Origin of the sequence: Phycicoccus jejuensis (assembly GCF_000720925.1) — a bacterium.
In the GTDB taxonomy this organism is placed as follows: Bacteria; Actinomycetota; Actinomycetes; order Actinomycetales; family Dermatophilaceae; genus Phycicoccus; species Phycicoccus jejuensis.
The window spans coordinates 579,530-601,113 of sequence record NZ_JOEE01000001.1 but is presented as its reverse complement, the minus strand read 5'-3'; the positions used below and the strand labels follow the sequence as shown (position 1 = coordinate 601,113).

The 21,584-nt window shown below is 74.4% G+C and carries 24 protein-coding genes; 8 read left to right on the top strand and 16 right to left on the bottom strand.

The window, feature by feature from the left end:
* Positions 1 to 15: 15 nt before the first annotated feature.
* The gene (locus tag IG69_RS0102995; RefSeq protein WP_030526694.1) at positions 16 to 1,287 is read right to left on the bottom strand and encodes an Nramp family divalent metal transporter; all 1,272 of its coding nucleotides are present in this window, start codon (positions 1,285 to 1,287) and stop codon (positions 16 to 18) included.
* Between the two features lie 68 nt (positions 1,288 to 1,355).
* On the opposite strand from IG69_RS0102995, the gene IG69_RS0102990 reads away from it, so the two are divergent.
* Positions 1,356 to 2,303, top strand: coding sequence for a 1,4-dihydroxy-2-naphthoyl-CoA synthase (locus IG69_RS0102990; protein WP_030526693.1), 948 nt, complete (start codon positions 1,356 to 1,358; stop codon positions 2,301 to 2,303).
* Positions 2,304 to 2,330: 27 nt separating this feature from the next.
* Complete coding sequence (locus IG69_RS0102985) at positions 2,331 to 3,761, top strand: short-chain fatty acid transporter (RefSeq protein WP_030526692.1); 1,431 nt, start codon at positions 2,331 to 2,333, stop codon at positions 3,759 to 3,761.
* Positions 3,762 to 3,772: 11 nt separating this feature from the next.
* Here IG69_RS0102985 and IG69_RS0102980 read toward each other — a convergent pair whose 3' ends face one another.
* Positions 3,773 to 4,228 (bottom strand): hypothetical protein, encoded by a 456-nt coding sequence (locus tag IG69_RS0102980; RefSeq protein ID WP_030526691.1) that lies wholly within the window; start codon positions 4,226 to 4,228, stop codon positions 3,773 to 3,775.
* Between the two features lie 103 nt (positions 4,229 to 4,331).
* On the opposite strand from IG69_RS0102980, the gene menE reads away from it, so the two are divergent.
* The 3 genes from menE to IG69_RS0102965 are packed head-to-tail and all read left to right on the top strand — an operon-like array spanning position 4,332 to position 6,670.
* Positions 4,332 to 5,492 (top strand): o-succinylbenzoate--CoA ligase, encoded by a 1,161-nt coding sequence (gene menE, locus IG69_RS0102975; RefSeq protein WP_030526690.1) that lies wholly within the window; start codon positions 4,332 to 4,334, stop codon positions 5,490 to 5,492.
* A gap of 4 nt (positions 5,493 to 5,496) precedes the next feature.
* Complete coding sequence (locus IG69_RS0102970) at positions 5,497 to 5,778, top strand: PLD nuclease N-terminal domain-containing protein (RefSeq protein ID WP_030526689.1); 282 nt, start codon at positions 5,497 to 5,499, stop codon at positions 5,776 to 5,778.
* A 7-nt stretch (positions 5,779 to 5,785) separates the two neighbouring features.
* Positions 5,786 to 6,670 carry a 1,4-dihydroxy-2-naphthoate polyprenyltransferase gene (locus IG69_RS0102965; RefSeq protein ID WP_030526688.1) on the top strand — a complete coding sequence of 295 codons (885 nt, stop codon included), beginning with the start codon at positions 5,786 to 5,788 and terminating at the stop codon, positions 6,668 to 6,670.
* Between the two features lie 420 nt (positions 6,671 to 7,090).
* On the opposite strand, the gene IG69_RS19910 is transcribed toward IG69_RS0102965, so the two are convergent.
* The 8 genes from IG69_RS19910 to IG69_RS0102925 form a co-directional block, all read right to left on the bottom strand.
* Entirely contained in the window at positions 7,091 to 7,426 is a 336-nt protein-coding gene (locus IG69_RS19910) for a DUF4229 domain-containing protein (protein WP_051750097.1), read from the bottom strand.
* 13 nt (positions 7,427 to 7,439) lie between these two features.
* Positions 7,440 to 8,426, bottom strand: coding sequence for a c-type cytochrome biogenesis protein CcsB (gene ccsB, locus IG69_RS0102955; RefSeq protein ID WP_030526686.1), 987 nt, complete (start codon positions 8,424 to 8,426; stop codon positions 7,440 to 7,442).
* Complete coding sequence (gene resB / locus IG69_RS0102950) at positions 8,423 to 10,030, bottom strand: cytochrome c biogenesis protein ResB (RefSeq protein ID WP_051750095.1); 1,608 nt, start codon at positions 10,028 to 10,030, stop codon at positions 8,423 to 8,425. Before resB ends, ccsB begins: the two co-directional genes overlap by 4 nt.
* Positions 10,027 to 10,788 carry a cytochrome c biogenesis CcdA family protein gene (locus IG69_RS0102945; protein WP_030526684.1) on the bottom strand — a complete coding sequence of 254 codons (762 nt, stop codon included), beginning with the start codon at positions 10,786 to 10,788 and terminating at the stop codon, positions 10,027 to 10,029. The genes resB and IG69_RS0102945 overlap by 4 nt, the downstream gene beginning before the upstream one ends.
* Positions 10,785 to 11,384: a TlpA family protein disulfide reductase gene (locus IG69_RS0102940; protein WP_030526683.1), complete on the bottom strand. Its 600-nt coding sequence runs from the start codon at positions 11,382 to 11,384 to the stop codon at positions 10,785 to 10,787. Before IG69_RS0102940 ends, IG69_RS0102945 begins: the two co-directional genes overlap by 4 nt.
* Positions 11,381 to 12,055 (bottom strand): histidine phosphatase family protein, encoded by a 675-nt coding sequence (locus tag IG69_RS0102935; protein ID WP_030526682.1) that lies wholly within the window; start codon positions 12,053 to 12,055, stop codon positions 11,381 to 11,383. Before IG69_RS0102935 ends, IG69_RS0102940 begins: the two co-directional genes overlap by 4 nt.
* A 73-nt stretch (positions 12,056 to 12,128) precedes the next feature.
* Positions 12,129 to 13,457 (bottom strand): glutamate-1-semialdehyde 2,1-aminomutase, encoded by a 1,329-nt coding sequence (gene hemL / locus IG69_RS0102930; RefSeq protein WP_030526681.1) that lies wholly within the window; start codon positions 13,455 to 13,457, stop codon positions 12,129 to 12,131.
* A gap of 15 nt (positions 13,458 to 13,472) precedes the next feature.
* On the bottom strand, positions 13,473 to 13,961 hold the full coding sequence (locus tag IG69_RS0102925) for a MarR family winged helix-turn-helix transcriptional regulator (RefSeq protein WP_036828715.1): 489 nt from the start codon (positions 13,959 to 13,961) through the stop codon (positions 13,473 to 13,475).
* A gap of 101 nt (positions 13,962 to 14,062) precedes the next feature.
* Between IG69_RS0102925 and IG69_RS0102920 the strand changes: the two genes are divergently transcribed.
* The 3 genes from IG69_RS0102920 (at position 14,063) to IG69_RS21985 (ending at position 15,498) form a co-directional block, all read left to right on the top strand.
* Complete coding sequence (locus IG69_RS0102920) at positions 14,063 to 14,599, top strand: YceI family protein (RefSeq protein ID WP_030526679.1); 537 nt, start codon at positions 14,063 to 14,065, stop codon at positions 14,597 to 14,599.
* A gap of 421 nt (positions 14,600 to 15,020) precedes the next feature.
* Positions 15,021 to 15,287: a hypothetical protein gene (locus tag IG69_RS22650; RefSeq protein ID WP_211250953.1), complete on the top strand. Its 267-nt coding sequence runs from the start codon at positions 15,021 to 15,023 to the stop codon at positions 15,285 to 15,287.
* Between the two features lie 61 nt (positions 15,288 to 15,348).
* Entirely contained in the window at positions 15,349 to 15,498 is a 150-nt protein-coding gene (locus IG69_RS21985; protein ID WP_157577307.1) for a hypothetical protein, read from the top strand.
* A 96-nt stretch (positions 15,499 to 15,594) separates the two neighbouring features.
* Here the strand turns inward: IG69_RS21985 and hemB are convergent, their stop codons facing one another.
* The 6 genes from hemB to IG69_RS0102880 form a co-directional block, all read right to left on the bottom strand.
* Positions 15,595 to 16,593: a porphobilinogen synthase gene (hemB, locus tag IG69_RS0102905; RefSeq protein WP_169742033.1), complete on the bottom strand. Its 999-nt coding sequence runs from the start codon at positions 16,591 to 16,593 to the stop codon at positions 15,595 to 15,597.
* The gene (locus IG69_RS0102900; protein WP_030526677.1) at positions 16,590 to 18,209 is read right to left on the bottom strand and encodes a bifunctional uroporphyrinogen-III C-methyltransferase/uroporphyrinogen-III synthase; all 1,620 of its coding nucleotides are present in this window, start codon (positions 18,207 to 18,209) and stop codon (positions 16,590 to 16,592) included. The genes hemB and IG69_RS0102900 overlap by 4 nt, the downstream gene beginning before the upstream one ends.
* Positions 18,206 to 19,156, bottom strand: a complete 951-nt coding sequence (gene hemC / locus IG69_RS0102895; protein WP_030526676.1) for a hydroxymethylbilane synthase — start codon at positions 19,154 to 19,156, stop codon at positions 18,206 to 18,208. Before hemC ends, IG69_RS0102900 begins: the two co-directional genes overlap by 4 nt.
* On the bottom strand, positions 19,153 to 20,463 hold the full coding sequence (locus IG69_RS0102890; protein ID WP_030526675.1) for a glutamyl-tRNA reductase: 1,311 nt from the start codon (positions 20,461 to 20,463) through the stop codon (positions 19,153 to 19,155). Before IG69_RS0102890 ends, hemC begins: the two co-directional genes overlap by 4 nt.
* Complete coding sequence (locus tag IG69_RS0102885; protein ID WP_030526674.1) at positions 20,460 to 21,125, bottom strand: redox-sensing transcriptional repressor Rex; 666 nt, start codon at positions 21,123 to 21,125, stop codon at positions 20,460 to 20,462. Before IG69_RS0102885 ends, IG69_RS0102890 begins: the two co-directional genes overlap by 4 nt.
* A gap of 166 nt (positions 21,126 to 21,291) precedes the next feature.
* Positions 21,292 to 21,576 carry a glutaredoxin family protein gene (locus tag IG69_RS0102880; RefSeq protein ID WP_036828712.1) on the bottom strand — a complete coding sequence of 95 codons (285 nt, stop codon included), beginning with the start codon at positions 21,574 to 21,576 and terminating at the stop codon, positions 21,292 to 21,294.
* Positions 21,577 to 21,584: the final 8 nt, after the last annotated feature.

Sequence of the window (21,584 nt, the reverse complement as noted above, 5' to 3'; positions counted from 1 at the left end):
GACCGCGCGCCGCGGTCAGTCGCCCGTGACGACCTTCACGAGCTCGTTGGCCGCGAGCGCGACGAAGGCGACGGCGGTGATCCCCATCCAGAGGTTCGACCACCACTTGTTGCGCCACTCGCGCGGGACCCGGTCGGTGTTGAGCAGCCAGATGAGCGTCACGGCGAGGAACGGCATGAAGAACGCCCCGAGGACGCCGTAGGCGAGCAGCAGCCAGACGGGGCGGCCGACGAGGATGAGCGCGATCGGCGGCAGGGTCAGCCAGAGGATGTACGCGCGGTACCAGCGGCCGCCGATGCCGCGCTCGGGCGCGTCCTCGGGCAGCCTGCGGACGTGGCCGACGAAGTCGGCGAACATCAGGCTGACGCCGTTCCAGACACCGAGGAGCGAGGACATCGCGGCGGCCCAGAAGCCGACGAGGAAGACCTTGCTCGCCCACGTGCCGTAGCGGTCGTCGAGGACGTTCGCGAGGTCGAGGAGCCCCTGGTCGCCGGTCTGCACGGCGATCTTCGCGGAGTAGAGCAGCTCGGCCCCGACGATGAGCGTGGCGACGACGAAGATCCCGGTGACGATGTAGGCGACACGGTTGTCGAGACGCATGACGCGCATGAACCGAGGTGTCGTCCACCCCTTCTCGCGGATCCAGTAGCCGTAGGCCGCGAGCGTGATGGTGCCGCCGACGCCGCCGGCGACCGACAGCACGTTGACGACCGACCCGGCGGGCACGGTCGGCGCCAGCCCGACGAGCAGGTCCGGGACGTTGGGGACGGTCAGCACCGCTGCGCCGACGACGGTGACGAACATCAGGCCGACGAGCGCGGCGCAGAGCTTCTCGAAGAGCTCGTACCGGCCGAACCACACGAGCAGCGCGCCGGCCACGCCGGACCCGATGCCCCACACCGGGACCGACACGGCGGGGAAGAGCGAGTGCAGCGGCAGCCCCGTGCCGGCCATCGCCGCGGCGCCGTAGACGAAGCCCCAGACGACGATGTACGGCGCGAAGTAGAACGTCGTCCAGCGGCCCAGGCTCGACCAGCCCTCGTAGATCGTCGAGCCGGTCGCGAGCGTCCACCGGCCGGCGCCCTCGACGAGGACGATCTTCATGAGGCAGCCGACGACGACGGCCCACAGGAGGGCGTAGCCGTACTTCTGCCCGGCGATGAGGGTGGCGACGAGGTCGGCCGCCCCGACGCCCGTGGCGGCGACCACGAGGCCCGGCCCGACGAGGCGCCATCGCGGCGAGGAACCGGACTCGGACTGCTGGGGCGGCGAGGTCGTCGTCGACATGCGTCCCCACCCTGCCGGACGCGGCAGCCCGTCGGGGCTTTGCGCGCCGCCCGGCTAGCCTTGCCGCCGTGAGCGCGATCCCCGGAGTCAGCGAGACCTTCGACCCCTCGGCCTGGGAGGACGTGCCCGGCTTCGAGGACCTCACCGACGTCACGTACCACCGCGCGGTCGGGCTCGGTTGTGTCCGAGTCGCGTTCGACCGGCCCGAGGTGCTCAACGCGTTCCGGCCGCACACCGTCGACGAGCTGTACCGCGTCCTCGACCACGCCCGCCGCACCGCCGACGTCGGCGTCGTCCTCCTGACCGGCAACGGCCCGACGCCGCGCGAGGGCCAGTCGGCGCGCACGGCCGGCTGGGCGTTCTGCACCGGCGGCGACCAGCGCATCCGCGGCCGCTCGGGCTACCAGTACGCCGAGGGCGAGACCGCCGACACCGTCGACGAGCGCCGGGTCAAGGCCGAGGGCGGGCGGCTGCACATCCTCGAGGTGCAGCGGCTGATCCGCACCATGCCGAAAGTCGTCGTGGCCGTCGTGGGCGGCTGGGCGGCCGGCGGCGGGCACAGCCTCCACGTCGTCTGCGACCTCACCGTCGCCTCCCGCGAGAACGCCCGATTCAAGCAGACCGACGCCGACGTGGGCTCGTTCGACGGCGGCTACGGCAGCGCCTACCTCGCGAAGATGGTGGGGCAGAAGTTCGCCCGCGAGATCTTCTTCCTCGGCCGCGAGTACACCGCCGAGGACATGCACCGGATGGGCGCGGTCAACATCGTCGCCGACCACGCCGAGCTCGAGGCCACCGCGCTCGGGCTCGCCCGCGACGTGATGTCGAAGTCGCCGCAGGCGCAGCGGATGCTCAAGTTCGCCTTCAACCTGCTCGACGACGGGCTGATGGGCCAGCAGGTGTTCGCCGGCGAGGCCACCCGGCTCGCGTACATGACCGACGAGGCCGTCGAGGGGCGCGACCAGTTCCTCGAGAAGCGCGACCCCGACTGGTCGCCCTTTCCCTGGTACTTCTGAGACCCGACCCCTGACGCGAGGACGACCATGTCGACGACGACCGCTCCCACGACCGACGAGCGCGGGCTCGCCCGCGTCGCCCAGACCTTCGCCGCGTTCACCGAGAAGTGGTTCCCCGACGCGTGGGTCTTCGCCGCGCTCGGTGTCGTCATCGTCTCGGTCGCCGCGCTGGCCAACGGGTCCACGCCGGCCGCCGTCGTCGAGACCTTCGGCACCGGCTTCTGGGACCTGACGGCCTTCACGCTCCAGATGGCGATGGTGGTCCTCACCGGCTACGTCGTGGCGACCGCTCCCCCGGTGGCCCGGCTCATCGAGGCGCTGGCCCACCTGCCCGACGACCCCCGCCGCGCGGTGGCGTTCGTCGCGTTCCTGTCGATGAGCGTCTCGCTGCTCAACTGGGGCTTGTCGTTGATCTTCGGCGGCCTGCTCGCCCGGGCCGTCGCCCGCCGCGAGGACCTCACCGTCGACTACCGCGCGCTCGGCGCCGCTGCGTTCATGGGCCTGGGCGCCGTCTGGGCGCTGGGCCTCTCGTCGTCGGCCGCCCAGCTCCAGGCGACGCCGGCCTCGCTGCCCGCCCCGCTGCTCGAGATCACCGGCGTCCTCGACTTCGGGAAGACCATCTTCACGTGGCAGTCGATGGTCTCGGCGCTGCTCCTCATCGTCCTGACCACCGTCATCGCGTGGGCCTCGTGCCCCCGAGGCGCGTCGGTGCGCACGGCGCAGGACATGGGCATCGACACCGAGGACCTGCCCGAGGCGCCCCCGGAGCGCGAGCGCCCCGGCGAGTGGCTCGAGTACTCGCGCGTGCTGCCGGTCCTGCTCGGGGTCATCACGCTCGGCTGGCTCGTCGGGCAGCTGCTCGAGAAGTCCGCGGTCGCGGTGCTCAGCAGCCTCAACGGCTACCTGCTCGTCTTCCTCGTCCTCGGGCTCGTCCTGCACGGCACGCCGCGGCGCTTCCTCATGGCCGTCCAGAAGGCCGTGCCCGCGACGGCCGGCATCCTCGTCCAGTTCCCGCTCTACGCGGCGATGGCGGCCGTCCTCACCAAGGCCGAGGGCCGCGGCGGCGAGACCCTCTCGGACCACCTGTCCTCGATCTTCACCTCGTTCGGCGGGGGCGGCGGGTTCGCCGTCGCGCTGGCCGTCTACACCGCCGTGCTCGGCATCCTCGTGCCCTCCGGCGGCGGCAAGTGGCTCGTCGAGGCCCCGTACGTGATGCAGGCCGCCACCGACGTGCAGATGAACCTCGGCTGGACCGTCCAGATCTACAACATGGCGGAGGCGCTGCCCAACCTCGTCAACCCGTTCTTCATGCTGCCGCTGCTCGCCGTGCTCAAGCTGCGCGCCCGTGACCTCGTCGGGTTCACCTTCCTGCAGTTCGCGATCCACCTGCCGGTGGTGCTGCTGCTCGTCTGGCTGCTGGGCAACACCTTCGACTTCGTGCCCGCCGTCCAGCCGTAACCGGCGCTCCCTCAGCCGGACCCGCCGAGGTCGACGTCGTAGGCGGCGTAGACGAGGTCGGACCCGCGCTGACGGTGGCGCACGAGGCGGCCGAGCAGCTGCGTCGCCGCCTCGCGGTGGACCCGGACGGCGTCCTCGTCGGCGAGCCCGTCGTCGCGCTCGTCGAGGAGCCGCTCGACCTCGGCGACGACCTCGACGTGGTCGACGAGCTGGCGGGCCACGTCGTGCGCCAGCCGCGGGGCGCGGGTGCGCAGGTCCGCGTAGAGGCCGTCGGGCGCCTCCGTCAGCGAGACGTGGTCGCGCAGGTCGTGGGCGAGCTCGGTCAGGGCGGCGCGCACCCGGCGCCGCCACACCGGCCCGAGCCCGACCGGCAGCGCGAGCGCCGCGTCGAGGGCGGCCATCGACTCCCCGAGCTCGGCGCGGTGCGCGCGCAGGCGCTCCAGGTCCGTCGTCGTGGTCCCGAGCATCCGGCCACCTCCTCGCGCTCGCCCCATGGTCCCGCGGGACGCCGCGGATGACCAGCCCGGGGCGGCGGCCGGGCGGCGCGCTGCGGCTGGGTACGGTGACCGCATGGACGTCGAGCCGCTGCCCGTGCCCGCGGGCGAGGAGGCCGTCGCGGTCCTCCCCCGGCTGCGCCGGGCCCTCGCCGGCGGCGGCGCGGTCGCGCCCTACGTCGCCGGGTCGCAGCCCCCGCAGCTGCCCGCGCGGGCGGCCGCGGCCGACGACCTCGCCGTCGTCGTCGGCACCTCCGGTTCCACCGGCGCACCGAAGCTCGCGATGCTCGGGGCCTCTGCGCTGGGCGCGAGCGCCCGCGCCACCCACGAGCGGCTCGGGGGTCCCGGCCAGTGGCTGCTCACCCTGCCCGCCGGCCACGTCGCCGGCCTCCAGGTCCTCCTGCGCGGCCTCGACGCCGACACCGAGCCGGTCGCCACGGACCTCTCCGCCGGCTTCACCCCCGGCGCCTTCGTCGCGGCCGTGCGGCGGATGGACCCCCGCCACCGCCACTACACCTCGCTCGTGCCCACCCAGCTCGTCCGGCTGCTCGCCGACTCCGCCGCGACCCACGCCCTGACGACGCTGCACGGCGTCCTCGTCGGCGGCGCCGCCACTCCCCCGGTGCTGCGCCGCCGGGCCGAGGCCGCGGGCGTCCGCGTCCTCACGACCTACGGGATGAGCGAGACGTGCGGCGGCTGCGTCTACGACGGCACCGCCCTGCGCGGCGCCGAGGTCCGCCTCGACGACGACGGGCGCATCCGGCTCGGAGGCGCCACGCTCGCGCACGGCTACCTCGGGCGGCCGGACCTCACCTTCCGCGCCTTCGAGGTCGACCCCGACGGCTCGCGCTGGTACCGCACCGACGACGCCGGGCACCTCGACGACGACGGCCGGCTGCACGTGGACGGCCGGCTCGACGACCTCGTGACGACCGGCGGGCTCAAGGTCGCGCCCCGCGTCGTCGAGGAGGCCGCCCTCGAGCACGTCCCCGGCGTCCTCGAGGCCGTCGTCGTCGGCACGCCGGACCCGGAGTGGGGTCAGGCGGTCAGCCTCCTCGTCGTCCCGGCCCCCGACGCGCGGCCGCTCTCGCTCGCCGAGGTCCGCGACCTCCTGCGCCCCCACCTGCCGGCGCACGCCCTGCCGCGGCGGGTCACCGCGGCGGGCGCCGTCCCCCTGCGCGGGCCGGGCAAGCCGGACCGGGCCGCCGTGGCCGCGCTCTTCCCCGTGGGAGGATGACGGGGTGCTGCGGTTCCTGCCCGTCGTCCTCAGCCTCGCGCTGACGATCTGGACCCTCGTCGACTGCATCCAGACCGACGACGGGTCCGTCCGGAACCTGCCCAAGATCGCCTGGATGCTCCTCATCCTCCTCTTCCCGGTCGTCGGGCCGGTCGCCTGGCTCGTCGCCGGGCGCCCTGCCGGGCCGCTCCTCGGGGGCGGTCGGCCGGGCCGCGGCACCCCCGGGCCGACGCGGCGCCCGGCGCGCGGCCCCGACGACGACCCCGACTTCCTCAAGGGACTCTGACCGACCGATGGCCACTCTCGCCCAGTGGGTGGCGGGCGCCCGCCCGCGCACCCTGCCCGCCGCCGTCGCCCCCGTCGTCCTCGGCACCGCCGCCGCCCTGCGCGTCGGCGAGGCGGACGCCGGGCTCGCGCTGCTCGCCCTGCTCGTCGCCCTCGCGCTGCAGGTCGGCGTCAACTACGCCAACGACTACTCCGACGGCATCCGCGGCACCGACGAGGTCCGCTCGGGCCCGGTGCGGCTCGTCGGCCAGCGGCTCGCCGACCCGCGCAACGTCAAGGTCGCGGCCTTCCTCTCCTTCGGGGCGGCCGGGGTCGTCGGGCTGGCGCTCGTCGCGCTCTCGCAGGCCTGGCTGATGCTCCCGCTCGGCGCGCTGGCCGTCCTCGCGGCGTGGCGCTACACCGGCGGCGACAACCCCTACGGCTACCGCGGCCTCGGCGAGGTCTACGTCTTCGTGTTCTTCGGCCTGATGGCGACGCTCGGCACGGAGTACACCCAGGCCGGCGCGGTCTCGTGGTTCGGCCTCGCGGGCGCCGTCGGCGTCGGGGCCATCGCCTCGGGCATCCTCGTCGCGAACAACCTCCGCGACATCCCGACCGACGTCGAGCACGGCAAGCGGACCCTCGCGGTGCGGCTCGGTGACGCCCGGACGCGCGCGTTCTACGTCGGGCTCGTCGGGGTGTCGGTGCTGGCCCTGCTCGTCATGGCCCTCTGGCAGCCGTGGGCGCTGCTCGGCCTGCTCGCGCTCGTCGTCGGGTGGCGCGGGGTGCGGGTCGTGCGCGCCGGCACGACCGGGCCCGGGCTCATCCCGGTGCTCGCCGCGACGGGGCTGTACGAGGTGGCGTACGCCGTCCTCGTCCTCGCCGGCGTCGCCCTCGGCCGCGCCCTCACCTGACCCTCCCGCCCCACCTGCCTCGACATTTCGGGGTCACCCCGAAATGTCCACGAGACATGAGCTCGGAGCCGGGGTCTCGTGGACGGACCCCCGTGTCGAGGCGATGCTCGACCCCCGCAGGGTCGGGTTTCACCTCGACCCGGGACCGAGGCCACGGGTCGTAGTATCCGGCCACCACCGGGCGCCGGCGGCATACCTCCACCCACCCAGACCCCGACTTCTTGCGAGTTCCGCCGCTCGACGCGCCGTCGAGCGGCTCATCTCGCAAGAAGTCGGATGCTCTCCGCCGTCGCGCGCGGGTCGAGGTGAAAGGCGACCACGAGAGGGGCGGGTTTCACCTCGACCGGGTGCATCGACTTCGGGTCGAGGTGAAAGGCGACCACGGGAGGGTCGGGTTTCACCTCGACCGGGCGGAGCGGGTCAGCGGAAGTCGTCGTCCTCGGCAGTGGCCGGGCGGGCCGCGGTCGACGGCCGGACGATGACCTCCTCGTCCTCGGCCTGCTCGTCGGTGCGCCGGTCGCCGCCCTTCTCCCGGCGGGCGGCCGCGCGCCGCTCGATGGTCTCGGACAGCTGCGCCGAGTAGTCCTGGCGGAAGCGCCGCAGCGCCACGTACGAGATGGCCATCGACGCCAGGGCCGCGAGGACGACGAGGAGCAGCAGCTGCTCCTCGTCGCGCAGCCCCGCGAGCCACAGCGCGAGGACGCAGCCGAAGAAGATGAGCAGGCGCAGGACGGTGTAGCGCAGGAAGGCGTTCATCGAGCGAGGTCCCTCACATGCCCGAGTAGGAGTGCTGGCCGACGAAGAACACGTTGACCACGGCGAAGTTGAGCAGCACGCAGACGAACCCCGCGAGCGAGATCCACACGGCGTTCTGACGCCTCCAGCCGGTCGTCGCGCGGGCGTGCAGGTAGGCCGCGTAGACGGTCCAGATGACGAAGCTCCAGACCTCCTTCGGGTCCCAGTTCCAGTACGAGCCCCAGGCCTGGCGGGCCCAGATGGCGCCGGCGATGACAGTGAAGGTCCACATCGGGAAGGCGACGATGTGCGTCGCGTACGTCAGCCGCTCCAGCGCCCGGGCCGTGGGCAGCCGCCGCATGAAGGCCGCCCGGCCGGTCGCCCCGCCCTCGCGCGCCTCGACGCGGTCCTGGATCAGGTAGAGGATGCCGAGCGAGGCGCCGATGGTGAACACCGCGACCGACATCGTCGCGACCGTGACGTGGATGGCCAGCCACACCGAGCGCAGCGACGGCATGAGCTCGGAGGCGTCGGTGTACCAGACGGTGATGGCCGCGCCGAGCACGAGCAGCACCGGGCCGGTGACGAATACCCCGAGCCAGCGCAGGTCGCGGCGGGCCGACCACGCGACGTAGGCGAGCAGCGTGAACATCGCCCCGACGATGGCGAACTCGTACATGTTGCCGAGCGGCCAGCGGTGCACCTCGAGAGCGCGCAGCACGACGCCGGCGACGACCAGCAGCGTCCCGAGGACGGTCAGCGAGTGCCCGATGCCGGCGGCCTTGCGCGCGCCGGCCGGCTCGTCGGCCTTCTCGGTGGGGACGGCGGGCGCGTCGTCCCCCGGCGCGGAGCCGCCACCGGCCGCGACGAGCTCGCGCTCGGGCGCCTCGACGGCGACGGCCTCCCGGGCGGGCACGACGCGGGCCAGGTACAGGCCGTGCGCGAGCATCGCGAGGGTCAGGACGACCATCGCCGAGTAGACGGACAGGTTCGACAGCTGCGCGAGCGTCAGGTCGGTCATCGGGTTCCTCCGGGTGCGGTGAGGACGGCGGCGACCTCGTCGGCCATCCCCTCGTCGTCGTCCTTGGCCAGGCCGCCGACGGAGACCACGGTACGACCCGTGCCCTCCTCGGGGCGAACCCGGACGAAGACCCGGCGGCGCCGGACGACGAGGCTGAGGACGAGCCCGGCGAGCGCGAGCAGCGCCGAGACGAGGGTGAGGGTCTTGCCGGGGTCGGTGCGGATCGAGAGGCCGGCGAAGCGCTCGACCCCGTCGAAGGTGATGGAGCCGCGCCCCTCGGGCAGCTCGTAGGTCTGGCCGGGCTTGAGGAGGATGCGCAGCTGGTCGGCGCCGTCCTTGCCGGGCAGCGGCTTCATCTCGGCCGTGTCGAGCGTGTAGACCGACTGCGGACCACCGCCCGGGAAGAGCGTCCCGCTGAACGCGGTGAGCGCCAGCTGCGGGTCGAGGGTGTCGGGGAAGGTCGAGTGCGGGCCCTGCTCGGAGTCGATGACGCCGGTCGGGAGGAAGAACCCCGCGAAGCCGAGCTCGTCGGGCTGGGCACCGGGCACCTTGATGGCGCCGACCGACGTGTAGTTGTTGTCCTGCGGGAGGAACGGCGTCGCCGAGGTGTAGATGGCCTTGCCGGCGGCGTTGCGCACGGTCACCTTCGGGGCGTAGCCGTTGCCGAGGAGGAAGACGCTGCCGCCGCCGGTCTCGAGCGGGTGGTTGACGGCGATCTCGCGCGCCTCGGTGCGACCCTCGGGCGTCGTGAAGGTCGTGTACGCCCGGAAGTCGCGGGGCATCCCGAACTGCCCGCGGCCGGTGTCCTCGGTCTCGAACTTCACGTCGAGCCGGTCCAGGCGGATGGCGTACGGCGAGAGGTCGTTGACGTCGACCCACGGGCCGGGGCTGAAGGTGTCGTAGGACGAGAGGCTGTTGGCGAAGGTGTCACCGACCGGGACGATGACGTCGCCCTTCCAGCCGAGCAGGTGCCCCCACGCGACGCCGACGAGGACGCCGATGAGCGCGAGGTGGAAGACGAGGTTGCCGGTCTCCTTGAGGTAGCCCTTCTCGGCCGACAGCGAGGTGTCGTCGTGGGCGTGCACCCGGTAGCGCTTGGAGCGCAGGACGCCGCGCAGCCGCTCGCGCACCTCGTCCGGGGTGCCGTCGACGACCTCCTCGGAGTGCGCGGCGAGGCGCTCGAGGCGACGCGGGGCCCGCGGCGGCCGCGAGCGCAGCTGGTGCCAGTGGATGCGGCTGCGGGGCGCGACGCACCCGATGAGCGACACGAACAGGAGGAGGTAGATCGCGGCGAACCACGGCGACGCGTAGACCGCGAAGAACCCGAGCTTGTCGAGGATGGGCCCCGCCGTCGGGTGGTCGGTGATGAACTGCGTCGTGCGCGCGGCGTCGATGGAGCGCTGCGGGAAGGTCGAGCCGGGGATGGCCGCGACCGAGAGCAGGAGCAGCAGGAACAGCGCGGTGCGCATGCTCGTCAGCTGTCGCCAGAGGAAGCGCAGCCAGCCGACGGCGCCGAGCCGCGGCTGGGTGACCGGCGCCCGAGGGGGCGTGCCGTCGCCGGCGGGGGCGGTCTCGGTCGTCGGACGGTCGTCGGTCGTGCTCACAGGGACACCTCGAAGCCGGAGACGAGCTCGGTCTGGACCCAGCGGTTCATCGTCTCCCAGACGCCGGTGAGCATGAGCAGCCCGACGACGACGAGCAGGACGCCGCCGAGGAGCTGGATGGTGCGCATGTGCCGGCGCAGCCAGGCGGACGCGCGGCCGGCGCGGTCGAGTCCGGCCGCGACGAGCAGGAACGGCAGGCCCAGCCCGAGGCCGTACGCGAGCGCGAGCGTGACCCCGCGGGTGACCTGGGCGTCGCCGGACGCGGTGGCCATCACGAGGACGGCGGCCAGGGTCGGGCCGGTGCAGGGAGCCCATCCCAGCGCGAACACCGCACCGAGCAGGGGCGCCCCGAGCAGGCCGGCCCGCGGGCGCCAGTGGATGCGCACCTCCCGCTGGCTGCCGAGGCCGACGAAGACCAGCCCCATGAGGACGACGACCGCGCCGCCGACCCGCAGCAGCACCTCGCGCTGCTCGACGAGGACGCTGCCGACGCCGGTGACGAAGATCGACCCGAGGACGAAGACGACGGTGAACCCGACGACGAACAGCAGCGCGCCCGCAAGGGTGCGCCCGCGCGAACGGTCGGCGGCGGACTCGCCGGTCAGCCCCGTGACGTAGCCGAGGAAGCCGGGGACGAGGGGCAGCACGCAGGGGCTCGCGAACGAGACGAGCCCGGCGAGCGCGGCGACACCGACCGCGAGCGGGAGCGCCCCGCTCGTCACGGTGTCGCCGGTGGCGGCGACGAGGCCGGCGGTCACTTCTCCGCGACCACGTCGTCGACGAGGCCGGAGAGGGTCGTGGCGTCGACGGGGCCGTTGACCCGGGCGGCGATGCGTCCCTCCCGGTCGAGGACGAGGGTGCTCGGCGTCGTCGGGGCCTTGCCCTGGAGGCGCAGGATGAGCAGGCCCGGCTTGTCGCTGAGGCTCGGGTAGGTGATGCCCGCCTTCTCGACGAACGCCGCGCCGCGCTCGGCCTCCTCGCGGAAGTCGATGCCCATGAACTGCACCGGCGCCTTCTTCGCCTGCTGCTCCTCCCAGGCCTTCTGGAGGTCGGGGGCCTCGGCGACGCACGGGGCGCACCAGGAGCCCCAGACGTTGAGGACGAGCACCTGCCCGCGGGTCGAGGTGATGTCCCACGCGCTGCCGTCGAGCAGCTGCCCGTCCATCGTCACCGGCTCCAGCCGGTCGGCGACCGGGATGGTCTCGACGGCGCCGTCGCCGCTGATGTACCCCTTCTGGTCGCCGGCCTTCGCCTGCGCGGCCACCGAGTTGGGGTCGCTGCTGCAGCCGGCCAGCACGAGGGCGGCCAGCGCCGCGGCGCCGAGCGCGGCCCGGCGGGACGGCGTCCGGCTCATGCGCCGGCCCCCTTCTGGGCGCGGGGCAGCAGCTGGGCGGCGGGCTCGGCGTACGACAGCGAGAGCAGCTCGTCGCCGAGGAAGGTCAGGGAGGTGAGGCTCGCGAGGGAGCACTCACGGCGGGCGGGGTTGTGCACGAGGGGGCGTCCTTCGGTGGCGAGCCGGATCATCCAGATCGGCGCCTGGTGGCTGACGATGACCGCCTCGTGGCCGCGGGCGGCGGCCCGGGCGTCGACGATGGCGGAGCGCATCCGCTCGACGATCTCGCCGTAGGGCTCGCCCCACGACGGCCGCAGCGGGTTGAGCATCTTCGGCCACAGGCGCGGGTGGCGCAGCAGCCCCTGGCCGCCGGCGACCGGCAGTCCCTCGAACTCGTTGCCGGCCTCGAGGACCCGCTCGTCGACGGTGACGGGGAGGTCGTGCACGGCCGCGACCGGCGCCGCGGTCTCCTGCGCCCGCTCGAGGGGGCTGGAGACGACGTGGACGACGTCGTGGTCGGCGAGGTGCTCGGCGGCGAGCTCGGCCATGTGGCGCCCGAGCTCGGAGAGGTGGTATCCGGGCAGCCGCCCGTAGAGGACCTGCCCGGGGTTGTGGACCTCGCCGTGCCGCAGCAGGTGCACGGTCGTGCGCTGCGGCTCGGCGGGGACGGCGCCACCGGCGGTCGGGGTCATGCTCGCGATTGTCGCAAACCCACCTGAGTGCCGCGGACGGGGTTCGACACCGCCGCGGCGACCCGGCGGGCCGTCAGCCGGCGGCCGCCGCGGCGGCCGCGCCGGGCAGGGCGTCGAGCACGCGCTGGACGACCGCGTCGTCGTGCGAGGCCGAGACGAACCAGCACTCGTAGGCGCTCGGCGGCAGGTAGACGCCGGCCGAGAGCATCGCGTGGAAGAACCGACCGAAGGCGGCGGTGTCCTGGTCGCGGGCGTCGTCGTAGTCGCGCACCTCTCCGTCACGGAAGAAGACGGAGAACATCGAGGAGGCGTACTGGACGCGGTGCGCGACGCCGGCGGCCGAGAGCGCCTCGGACGCAGCGGTGCTGATGGCGCGGGACACCTCGTCGAGGCGGGCGTAGACGGCGTCGTCGCAGTGCTGCAGCGTGGCGAGGCCGGCGGCGGTCGCGACGGGGTTCCCGCTGAGGGTGCCCGCCTGGTAGACCGGCCCGTCGGGCGCGAGGAGCGCCATGACGTCGGCGCGGCCGCCGAACGCCGCCGCCGGGAAGCCGCCGCCCATCACCTTGCCGAAGGTCAGCAGATCCGGGGCGAGGTCGAGGCCCTCGTGGCCCCACCAGCCGGCGCGGCTGCAGCGGAAGCCGGTCATCACCTCGTCCGAGACCAGGAGCGCGCCGTGCTGCGCGGTGACCCGGCGCAGCGCCTCGGTGAACCCGGGCCGCGGCGCGACGACGCCCATGTTGCCGGCGGCGGCCTCGGTGATGACGCACGCGATCTGGTCGCCGCGGGCGGCGAAGAGCTCCTCGAGGGCGGCGACGTCGTTGTACGGCAGCACGATCGTCTCGGCGGCCATCTGCTCGGGCACGCCGGCGGAGTCGGGCAGCGCGAGCGTGGCGACGCCCGAGCCGGCGGCGACGAGGAGGGAGTCGACGTGGCCGTGGTAGTGCCCGGCGAACTTGACGACGAGCGGGCGGCCCGTGAAGCCGCGGGCGAGGCGGATGGCGCTCATCGTCGCCTCGGTGCCGCTGCTCACGAGGCGGACCTGCTCGACCGGAGCGACGCGGGCCACGATCTCCTCGGCGAGCGCGACCTCGTTCTCGCTCGGGGTGCCGAAGGACGTGCCGCGCGAGGCCGCGGTGTGCACGGCGTCGAGGACGGCCGGGTGGGCGTGGCCGAGGATCATCGGGCCCCAGCTGCCGACGAGGTCGACGTACTCGTGGCCGTCGGCGTCGGTGAGGAGCGGGCCCTCGCCGCGGACCATGAAGCGGGGCGTGCCGCCGACCGAGCGGAAGGCGCGGACCGGGCTGTTGACGCCACCGGGGGTGACGGCGCGGGCCCGGGCGAGGAGGGCGGCGGAGGCGGGCGCCTCGTCAGCGGCGGCGGGGGCGGTGGAGGTGTCGGTCACCTCCCCATTGTCGGGTCAGCAGGGCTCGCAGGGGGATGCCGGGGTCGTCGGGTCGCTGGCGTACGCGTCGCGGACGGCCTCCATCGCCTCGCCGAGGGCGCGGAACTGGTACGGCGTGAGGACGTCGACGAGGTGGCGGCGGACGCTGGCGACGTGCGCGGCGGCGAGCCGCTCGACGGCGCCGAGGCCCTCGTCGGTCAGCTCGAGGACGACCCCGCGGCCGTCGTCGAGCGCCGGGGTGCGGCGCACCCAGCCGCGGCGCTCGAGGCGGGCCGCGGTGTGCGTGACCCGGCTGCGCGACTGGACGATGAGCTCGGCGAGGGCGGACATCCGCAGCCGGCGGCCCTCGGCCTCCGAGAGCATCGAGAGCAGCTCGTAGTCCGAGAGGCTCACACCCTCGCGGGAGAGGTCGCGGTCGAGGGCGACGTCGAGCTCGCGGTTGCCGCGCAGGTAGGCGCGCCACCACCGCTGCTCGTCGCTCGCCAGCCACCGGGTCGTCTCCACGGGGTCATCGTCCCACGACCCGGGAGGCGGAATAGTCGAAGATGGTGCATAGTTGAAGCGTCAACTACCGCACGCCCCACCCTCTCGAAGGAGCACCACCCATGACCGACACCCTCACCGGCCTCTCCACCGGCACCTGGACCATCGACCCCACCCACACCGAGGTCGGCTTCGTCGCCCGCCACCTCATGGTGAGCAAGGTCCGCGGCTCGTTCACCGACGTCGCCGGCACCGTCGTCGTCGGCGAGACCCTCGCGGACTCCACCGCCGAGGTCACCATCAAGACCGCCTCCGTCGCCACCGGCACCGCCGACCGCGACGGCCACCTGCGCAGCGGTGACTTCTTCGACTCCGAGAACCACCCCGACATGACCTTCCGCTCGACCTCGTTCGACGGCTCCACCCTCACCGGCGACCTCACGATCAAGGGCGTCACCAAGCCGGTCTCGCTCGACGTCGAGTTCGGCGGCGTCGCGACCGACCCGTGGGGCAACGAGAAGGCGGCCTTCGAGGCCTCCGGCGAGCTCGACCGCACGCAGTGGGGCCTCACCTGGAACGCCAACCTCGAGAAGGGCGGCGTCCTCGTCTCCGAGAAGATCAAGCTCGTCATCGACCTCCAGCTCGCCAAGCGGGCCTGAGCGAGGTCCCTCCCCGGCTCCGCTCCCTCCGGCGAGCCGCCCGGGCATCCCGTCGTGCAGGGACGACGGGATGCCCCACCCCGGACCGCCCGTCACGCAGCGCGTGGCGGGCGGTTCGCCGTCCCCGCCCCATCCCGTCCGGCGTCGAGTGCGGAAGCGGTCGCCCCGGCAACCGTGTGCGCCCTCGACCCCCGGTGGATGCCGCCGCGGCCCCGTCGGTGGCGGCCCGTAGCGTCCGCGGCATGACGGAGTGGAGCGAGGTCCTGGCCGGCGTGACGCAGGCGCTCGGCGGCGAGCGCGAGGACGGGCGGGCCCGGATGCTCGCCGCCTGGGAGGGGACCGGGCCGAGCGAGCACGCCCCGCGCTGCGTGCTCGCGCACTACCTCGCCGACCTCGAGCCCGCCCTCGCCGACGAGGTGGCGTGGGACGAGGTCGCGCTGCGCGAGCACGCGCACGTGGCCGACGACGCGCTGGCGCCGGTCGGCACCCCTCGGCCGCGGCCCTCGCGCCCAGCCTCCACCTCAACCTCGGCGACGGCTACCGCCGCCAGGGGCGTATCACCGAGGCCCGTCGCGAGCTCGAGGCGGCCGAGACCACGGCCCACCTGCTCGGTGACGACGGCTACGGCGAGCTCCTGCGCGGTGGCATCGAGCGCCTGCGCGCCCGCCTCGACGCCGGCGACCACTGACGCCCGCCGTCGAGTGCGGAAGTGGTCGCTTCGGCAGCCACTTCCGCACTCACCATCGAGTGTGACCGCCTTCGTCGCCGACGCGGAGGAGAAGGAGCTCGTCGTCGCCGACCTCGGCACCGGGAAGGTCCTCGCCCGGCACGCGCTCGAGCACACGCCCGTCGAGATGGTCGCGGTCACCGGCGAGGCCCCGCACGCCCACGAGCACTGACGCGGCACCCCCCGAGCGCGGGCTACACCGCAGTAACTGACGCCTCAGCGTCACGTACTGCGGTGTAGCCCGCACCTGGGCAGGGTGGGTGGGCGCTCAGAGGCGCCGGGCGGCCTCGATGGCGTGGTAGCTGAGGATGATGCTCGCGCCGGCCCGGCGGATGCCGAGCAGTGCCTCCATCATGACCCGCTCGCGGTCGACCCACCCGCGCTCGGCGGCGGCCTCGATCTGGGCGTACTCGCCGGAGATCTGGTAGGCCGCGACGGGCACCGGCGAGACCGCGGCGGCCGCGGCGACGACGTCGAGGTGCGGCCCGGCGGGCTTGACCATGACGATGTCGGCGCCCTCGGCGATGTCGGCCTCGATCTCGCGCAGCGCCTCGCGGCCGTTGGCCGGGTCCTGCTGGTAGGTCGCGCGGTCCCCGACGAGGGAGGACTGCACGGCCTCGCGGAACGGCCCGTAGAGCCCCGAGGTGTACTTCGCGGCGTACGCGAGGATCGAGGTGTCGGTGTACCCGGCGGCGTCGAGGGCCGACCGGACGTACCCGACCTGGCCGTCCATCATCCCGGACAGGCCGAGGACCGGCGTGCCGGTCGCGGCCTGCGCGAGGGCCATCGACGCGTAGCGCTCGAGCGTCGCGTCGTTGTCGACCGAGCCGTCGGCTGCGAGCACGCCGCAGTGGCCGTGGTCGGTGAACTCGTCGAGGCAGAGGTCGCTCATGACGACGAGGTCGTCACCGACCGCCTCGACGACCCGCGAGAGCCCGACGTTGAGGATGCCGTCGGGGTCGTCGGCGCCGGAGCCCCGACCGTCCTTGGCCGACGGCACACCGAAGAGCATGATCCCGCCGAGCCCGGCGTCGACGCAGCGCCGCGCCTCCTCGACGAGCGAGTCGAGCGTGTGCTGGACGACGCCCGGCATCGACGAGATGGCGACCGGCGCGTCGATGCCCTCGCGGACGAAGACCGGCAGGACGAGCTCGGCCGGGTGCAGCCGCGTCTCGGCGACGAGCCGCCGCAGCGCCGGGGTGCGGCGCAGCCGGCGCGGCCGGCCGACCGGGAACGGCGCCCCCGGCAGCGGCAGGCCCGCCGTCACGTGGCGCGCTTCCGGCCGCCGGCGCGACGCTGGCTCGGGCGCACGACCTCCTCGCCGGCCTCGGCGGCGTCCAAGGCGATCGAGCGGCCGTGGTCGGCGAGCGCGTCGACGAGCGCCGCGGCGCTCGGCTCCGGCGCGAGGACGTCGACCCGCAGGCCGTGCTCCTCGGCCGTCTTCGCCGTGGCCGGGCCGATGCAGGCGATGACCGTGCTCGGGTGCGGCTTGCCGGCGATGCCGACGAGGTTGCGCACGGTCGAGCTCGACGTGAAGAGCACGGCGTCGAAGGCCCCGGACTTGATGGCGTCGCGCACCGGCGCGGGCGGCGGGGCGGCCCGGACGGTGCGGTAGGCGGTGACGTCGTCGACCTCCCAGCCGGTGGCCTGCAGGCCCGCGACGAGGGTGTCGGTGGCGATGTCGGCGCGCGGCAGGAAGACCCGGTTGATGGGGTCGAGGTCGGCGTCGAACGGCGGCCACGCGTCGAGCAGGCCCTGGGCGGACTGCTCGTCGGTGGGCACGAGGTCGGGGTTGATGCCCCACTCGCGCAGCGCGTCGGCCGTGACGCCACCGACGGCGGCGACCTTGAGACCGGCGAAGGAGCGCGCGTCGAGCCCGAACTCGTCGAACTTCTCGCGGATGGCGCGCACGGCGTTGACCGACGTGAAGCCGACCCACTCGTAGCGGCCGGTGACCATGCCCTTGACGGCGCGCTCCAGCTGCTGCGGCGTGCGCGGCGGCTCGACCGAGATGGTCGGGACGATCTCGGCGTGCGCGCCGTGGTGCTCGAGGCGGGCGGTCATCGTGCCCGACTGTTCCTTGGTACGCGGCACGAGGACCGACCAGCCGTAGAGCGGCTTGGTCTCGAACCACGAGAGGGCGTCGCGCATCCGGACGGTGTCGCCGACGACGGCGAGGACGGGGAAGCGGCTGTCGGCCATGACGCCGGGCGCCTCGCCGAGGGTCGTGACGAGCGTGCGCTGCTCGGTCGTCGTGCCGCGCTCGGTGAGGGCGACCGGGGTCGCGGCGTCACGGCCGGCGTCGAGCAGCGCCCGGAGCGCGACGGCAGCGCGGTCCGGGGCGCCGAGGACGACGACGGTGACCGAGGCGTCGACCCCGCCGGCGACGGCCGGCGCGCCGGGACCGGCGACGACGACGTGGACGGCCGAGGTGGACTTGGCCGTGAGCGGCACGCCGGCGTAGGCCGGCACCGCGCTCAGGCTGCTGACACCGGGCACGACCTCGAAGGAGATGCCGGCCTTGACGAGCGCCTGCGCCTCCTCGGCCAGCCCGTTGAAGACGGCCGGGTCGCCGTCCATGAGGCGGACGACGAGGCCGCCGGCGTGCGCCTTGGCCGCCTTGACGACGAGCTTGGCGCGCGAGGCCTGGGTCAGGGCCTCGCCCTGGTCGCCGTGACCGGCGTCGACGACCTCGACGTCCTCGCGGGCGTGCCGCAGGGCGATCGCCTCGCGGGCGACCTGGTCGATGACGACGGCGTCGGCCGCGGCGAGCAGCTCGACGGCACGCACCGTGAGCAGGCCGGGGTCGCCCGGCCCGCCGCCGACGAAGGCGACGCGCGCGGGGGCGCGGGAGGGGCGGGTGGACGAGCGCGTGGGGCTCACTGGGCACGCTCCGTGACGGATCGGTCGGTGGACGTGGGCATGAGGTCGGCGGCGCCGTCCTCGAGGAGGAGGCGGGCCGTCCTCCGGCCGAGGTCTGCGGCCTCGGCGGGGTCACCGGTCAGGGACCGGCGCAGGTCGTGGGAGCCGTCGGGGGCGGCGACGACGGCCCGCAGCGACAGCTCGGGCCCGTCCACCCCCTCGACGACCTCGGCGAGCGCGCCGACCGGGGCGGAGCACCCGGCCTCGAGCTCGGCGAGCAGGGTGCGCTCGGCGGTGACGCAGGCGCGGGCGTCGGCGTCCTCGAGCGGGGCGACGGCGGCGCGCGTGGCGTCGTCGTCGCGGCGGACCTCGACCGCGAGGGCGCCCTGGCCGGGGGCCGGCAGCACCTGGAGCGGGTCGAGCAGCTCGGTCACCTCGTCGGCCCGGCCGAGCCGGCGCAGGCCGGCCGCTGCGAGGACGACGGCGTCGAGCCGGCCCTCGTGCACGGCGCGCAGCCGGGTGTCGACGTTGCCGCGCAGGTCGGTGAGGACCAATCCGAGGCCGAGGGCCTCGAGCTGCGCGCGGCGGCGCGGCGAGCCGGTGCCGACGGTGGCACCGGCCGGCAGCTCGCCGAGGGTCAGGCCGTCGCGCGCGACGAGGGCGTCGCGGACGTCCTCGCGGACGGGGACGGCGGCGACGTCGACGCGGGGGTCGGGCGCGGTCGGGAGGTCCTTGAGCGAGTGGACGGCGAGGTCGACCCGGCCGTCGGCGAGCGCCTCGCGCAGCGCGGAGACGAAGACGCCGGTGCCGCCGAGCTGGGCGAGCGGGGTCGTGCGGTCGCGGTCGCCCTCGGTCGTGATCTCGACGAGCTCGACCTCGTGCCCGAGGGCGCGCAGCCGGTCGGCGACCCAGGAGGACTGGGTCGTCGCGAGGGCGGAGCGGCGGGTGCCGAGGCGCAGCGCGGTCATGCGTCCTCCCCCGGGATGGCCGGCGGCGCCGAGACGAGCGAGACGTCGCGCGGGTCGAGGTCGAACAGGTCCGAGAGGGCGCGGGCGTAGCTGCCGCCCTGGCCGTCGCGGGCGAGCTCCTTGACCCGGACGGTCGGGGTGTGGAGCAGCTTGTCGACGACGCGCTCGACGGCGCGGCGGACCTCGGCCCGCTCGTGGTCGTCGAGGCCGGGCGTGCGTCGCTCGAGGCGGGTCAGCTCGGCGTCGACGACCTCGCCGGCGCGGGCGCGCAGCGCGGTGACGGTGGGGGCGACGGCCTGCGCGGAGCGCTGGAGGAGGTAGGCGGCGACCTCGGCGGTGACGAGCTCGCGCGCGACGGCGACCTGCGGGGCGGAGCCGGCCTCGGCGAGGTCCTCACCGAGCTCGGCGAGACCGACCCGGGTGGCGCCCTCGAGGGCGTCGACGTCGAGCTCGACGTCGTGCGGCAGGGCGAGGTCGACGTAGACCTGCGGGCGTCCGCCGCGGGTGGCGAGGGCGGCGGCGACGTGCTCGGCCGTGACGACCTGGCCCCGCGCGCCGGTCGAGGCGATGACGAGGTCGGCGTCCGCGAGCGCCTCCGTCAGCTCGGCGAGCGGGCGGGCGCGACCGCCGACCCGCTCGGCGACCCCGACCGCACGGTCGGGGTTGCGGTTGACGACGACGACCTCGCGAGCGCCGTGGCGCGAGACCGTGGTCGCGGCGAGCGCGCCCATCCCGCCGGCGCCGACGACGAGGACGGACCGGGCGCCGAGGCCCCCGAGCACGGCCTCGGCGCGGGTGATGCCCGCCTGCACGAGGGAGCCGCTCACGAGGTCGATCTCGGTCTCGGAGTGGACGCGCTTGGCGACGCGCAGGCCCTGCTGGAGCAGCCCGTTGAGCGCCGGACCGACGTGGCCGTGCTTCTGGGCGCGCGAGAGGCTGCGGCGCACCTGACCGAGGATCTGCGCCTCGCCGACGGCCATCGAGTCCAGGCCGGCCGCGACGGTGAAGGCGTGCGCGATGCCGCGGTCCTCGTAGTGCACGTACAGGTGGGGCTGCAGCTCGGCGCGGTCGACCGAACAGGCCTGTGCGAGAGCGTTGGTGATGTCGACGAGCGCGCCGTGGAAGGTCAGGCTCTCGGCGTAGACCTCGGTGCGGTTGCACGTCGAGAGGACGACCGCCTCGGTGACGTGCTCCGAGCGCAGGACGGCGGTCTCGAGGTCGGTCGCGGCGGGACCGTCGAGGGCCACCGACTCGAGCAGCCCGAGGGGCGCCCCGTGGTGGGAGAGGCCGAGGACGACGAGGCTCACGGCGCCACCGCCTCGGCGACGGCGTTGCGCTGGCCGTGGAAGGCGAGGATCTGGAGCTCGGTCGAGAGGTCGACGGTGCGCACGGCGACGTCCTCGGGGACCGACAGCAACACCGGCGCGAAGTTGAGCACGGAGCGGATGCCGGCCGCGACGAGCGCGTCGCAGGCGTCCTGCGCGCCGTCGGAGGCGGTGGCGATGACGCCGACCGAGAGCCCCTCGTCGCGCACGAGCGTCGTGAGGTCGGCCATCGGGCGCACGACGCGGCCCGACACCTCCTCGCCGACGACCCGCGGGTCGCGGTCGAGCAGGGCGATGACCCGGAAGCCGCGCTCGGCGAACCCGCGGTAGGCGGCGAGCGCCCGCCCGAGGTTGCCCATCCCGACGATGGCGACCGGCCAGTCCTGGGTCAGCCCGAGCGCCGCGGCGATCTCGGAGGCGAGCCGCTCGACGTCGTACCCGACCCCGCGCACGCCGTAGCTGCCGAGGTGCGAGAGGTCCTTGCGGAGCATCGCCGAGCTGACCCCGGCGGCTCCGGCCAGCTCCTCGGAGCTGACCGAGGCGATGCCGGCGTCGGCGAGGGCGGTGAGGGCTCGCAGGTACCCGGGCAGACGGGCCACCGACGCGTCCGGGATGCCCCGGCGGGTGGCTGCTGCGGTGGACACAGGCGGTCACCGACTCCTTTCGCGGGTCACGGGCTGCGGCGAGAGGCACGGCGAGACGCCGCACGGTCGCCCGCGGAACCCGGTCAGCCTACGACTTTGTGAAGGGAGGCACAAAGTTGCGCGGGACCCCGGTGACGTGCCTCACGACGACGATGTGCTAGTGCGCTCAACGTCCGGTCTGGCCGGATGCTTCCCCTCGGGGCGGGGTCGCGAGGGCCGCCCGCAGCCGGGTCTCGTCGACCCGCCAGAAGTCGTGCTGGCGCCCGTCGACGAGGGTGACCGGCACCTCCTCCGACCAGCGTCCGAGCAGGTCGAGGTCGCCGTCGACGTCGAGCTCGCGCCACCCGACGCCGAGGTCGGCGCACACCCGGGCGACCGTCTCGCGGGCGCTCGTGCACAGGTGACAGCCCTCGCGGGTCACGAGGGTCACGCGGGGCTCGGGGGTGCTCACGGCGCGGT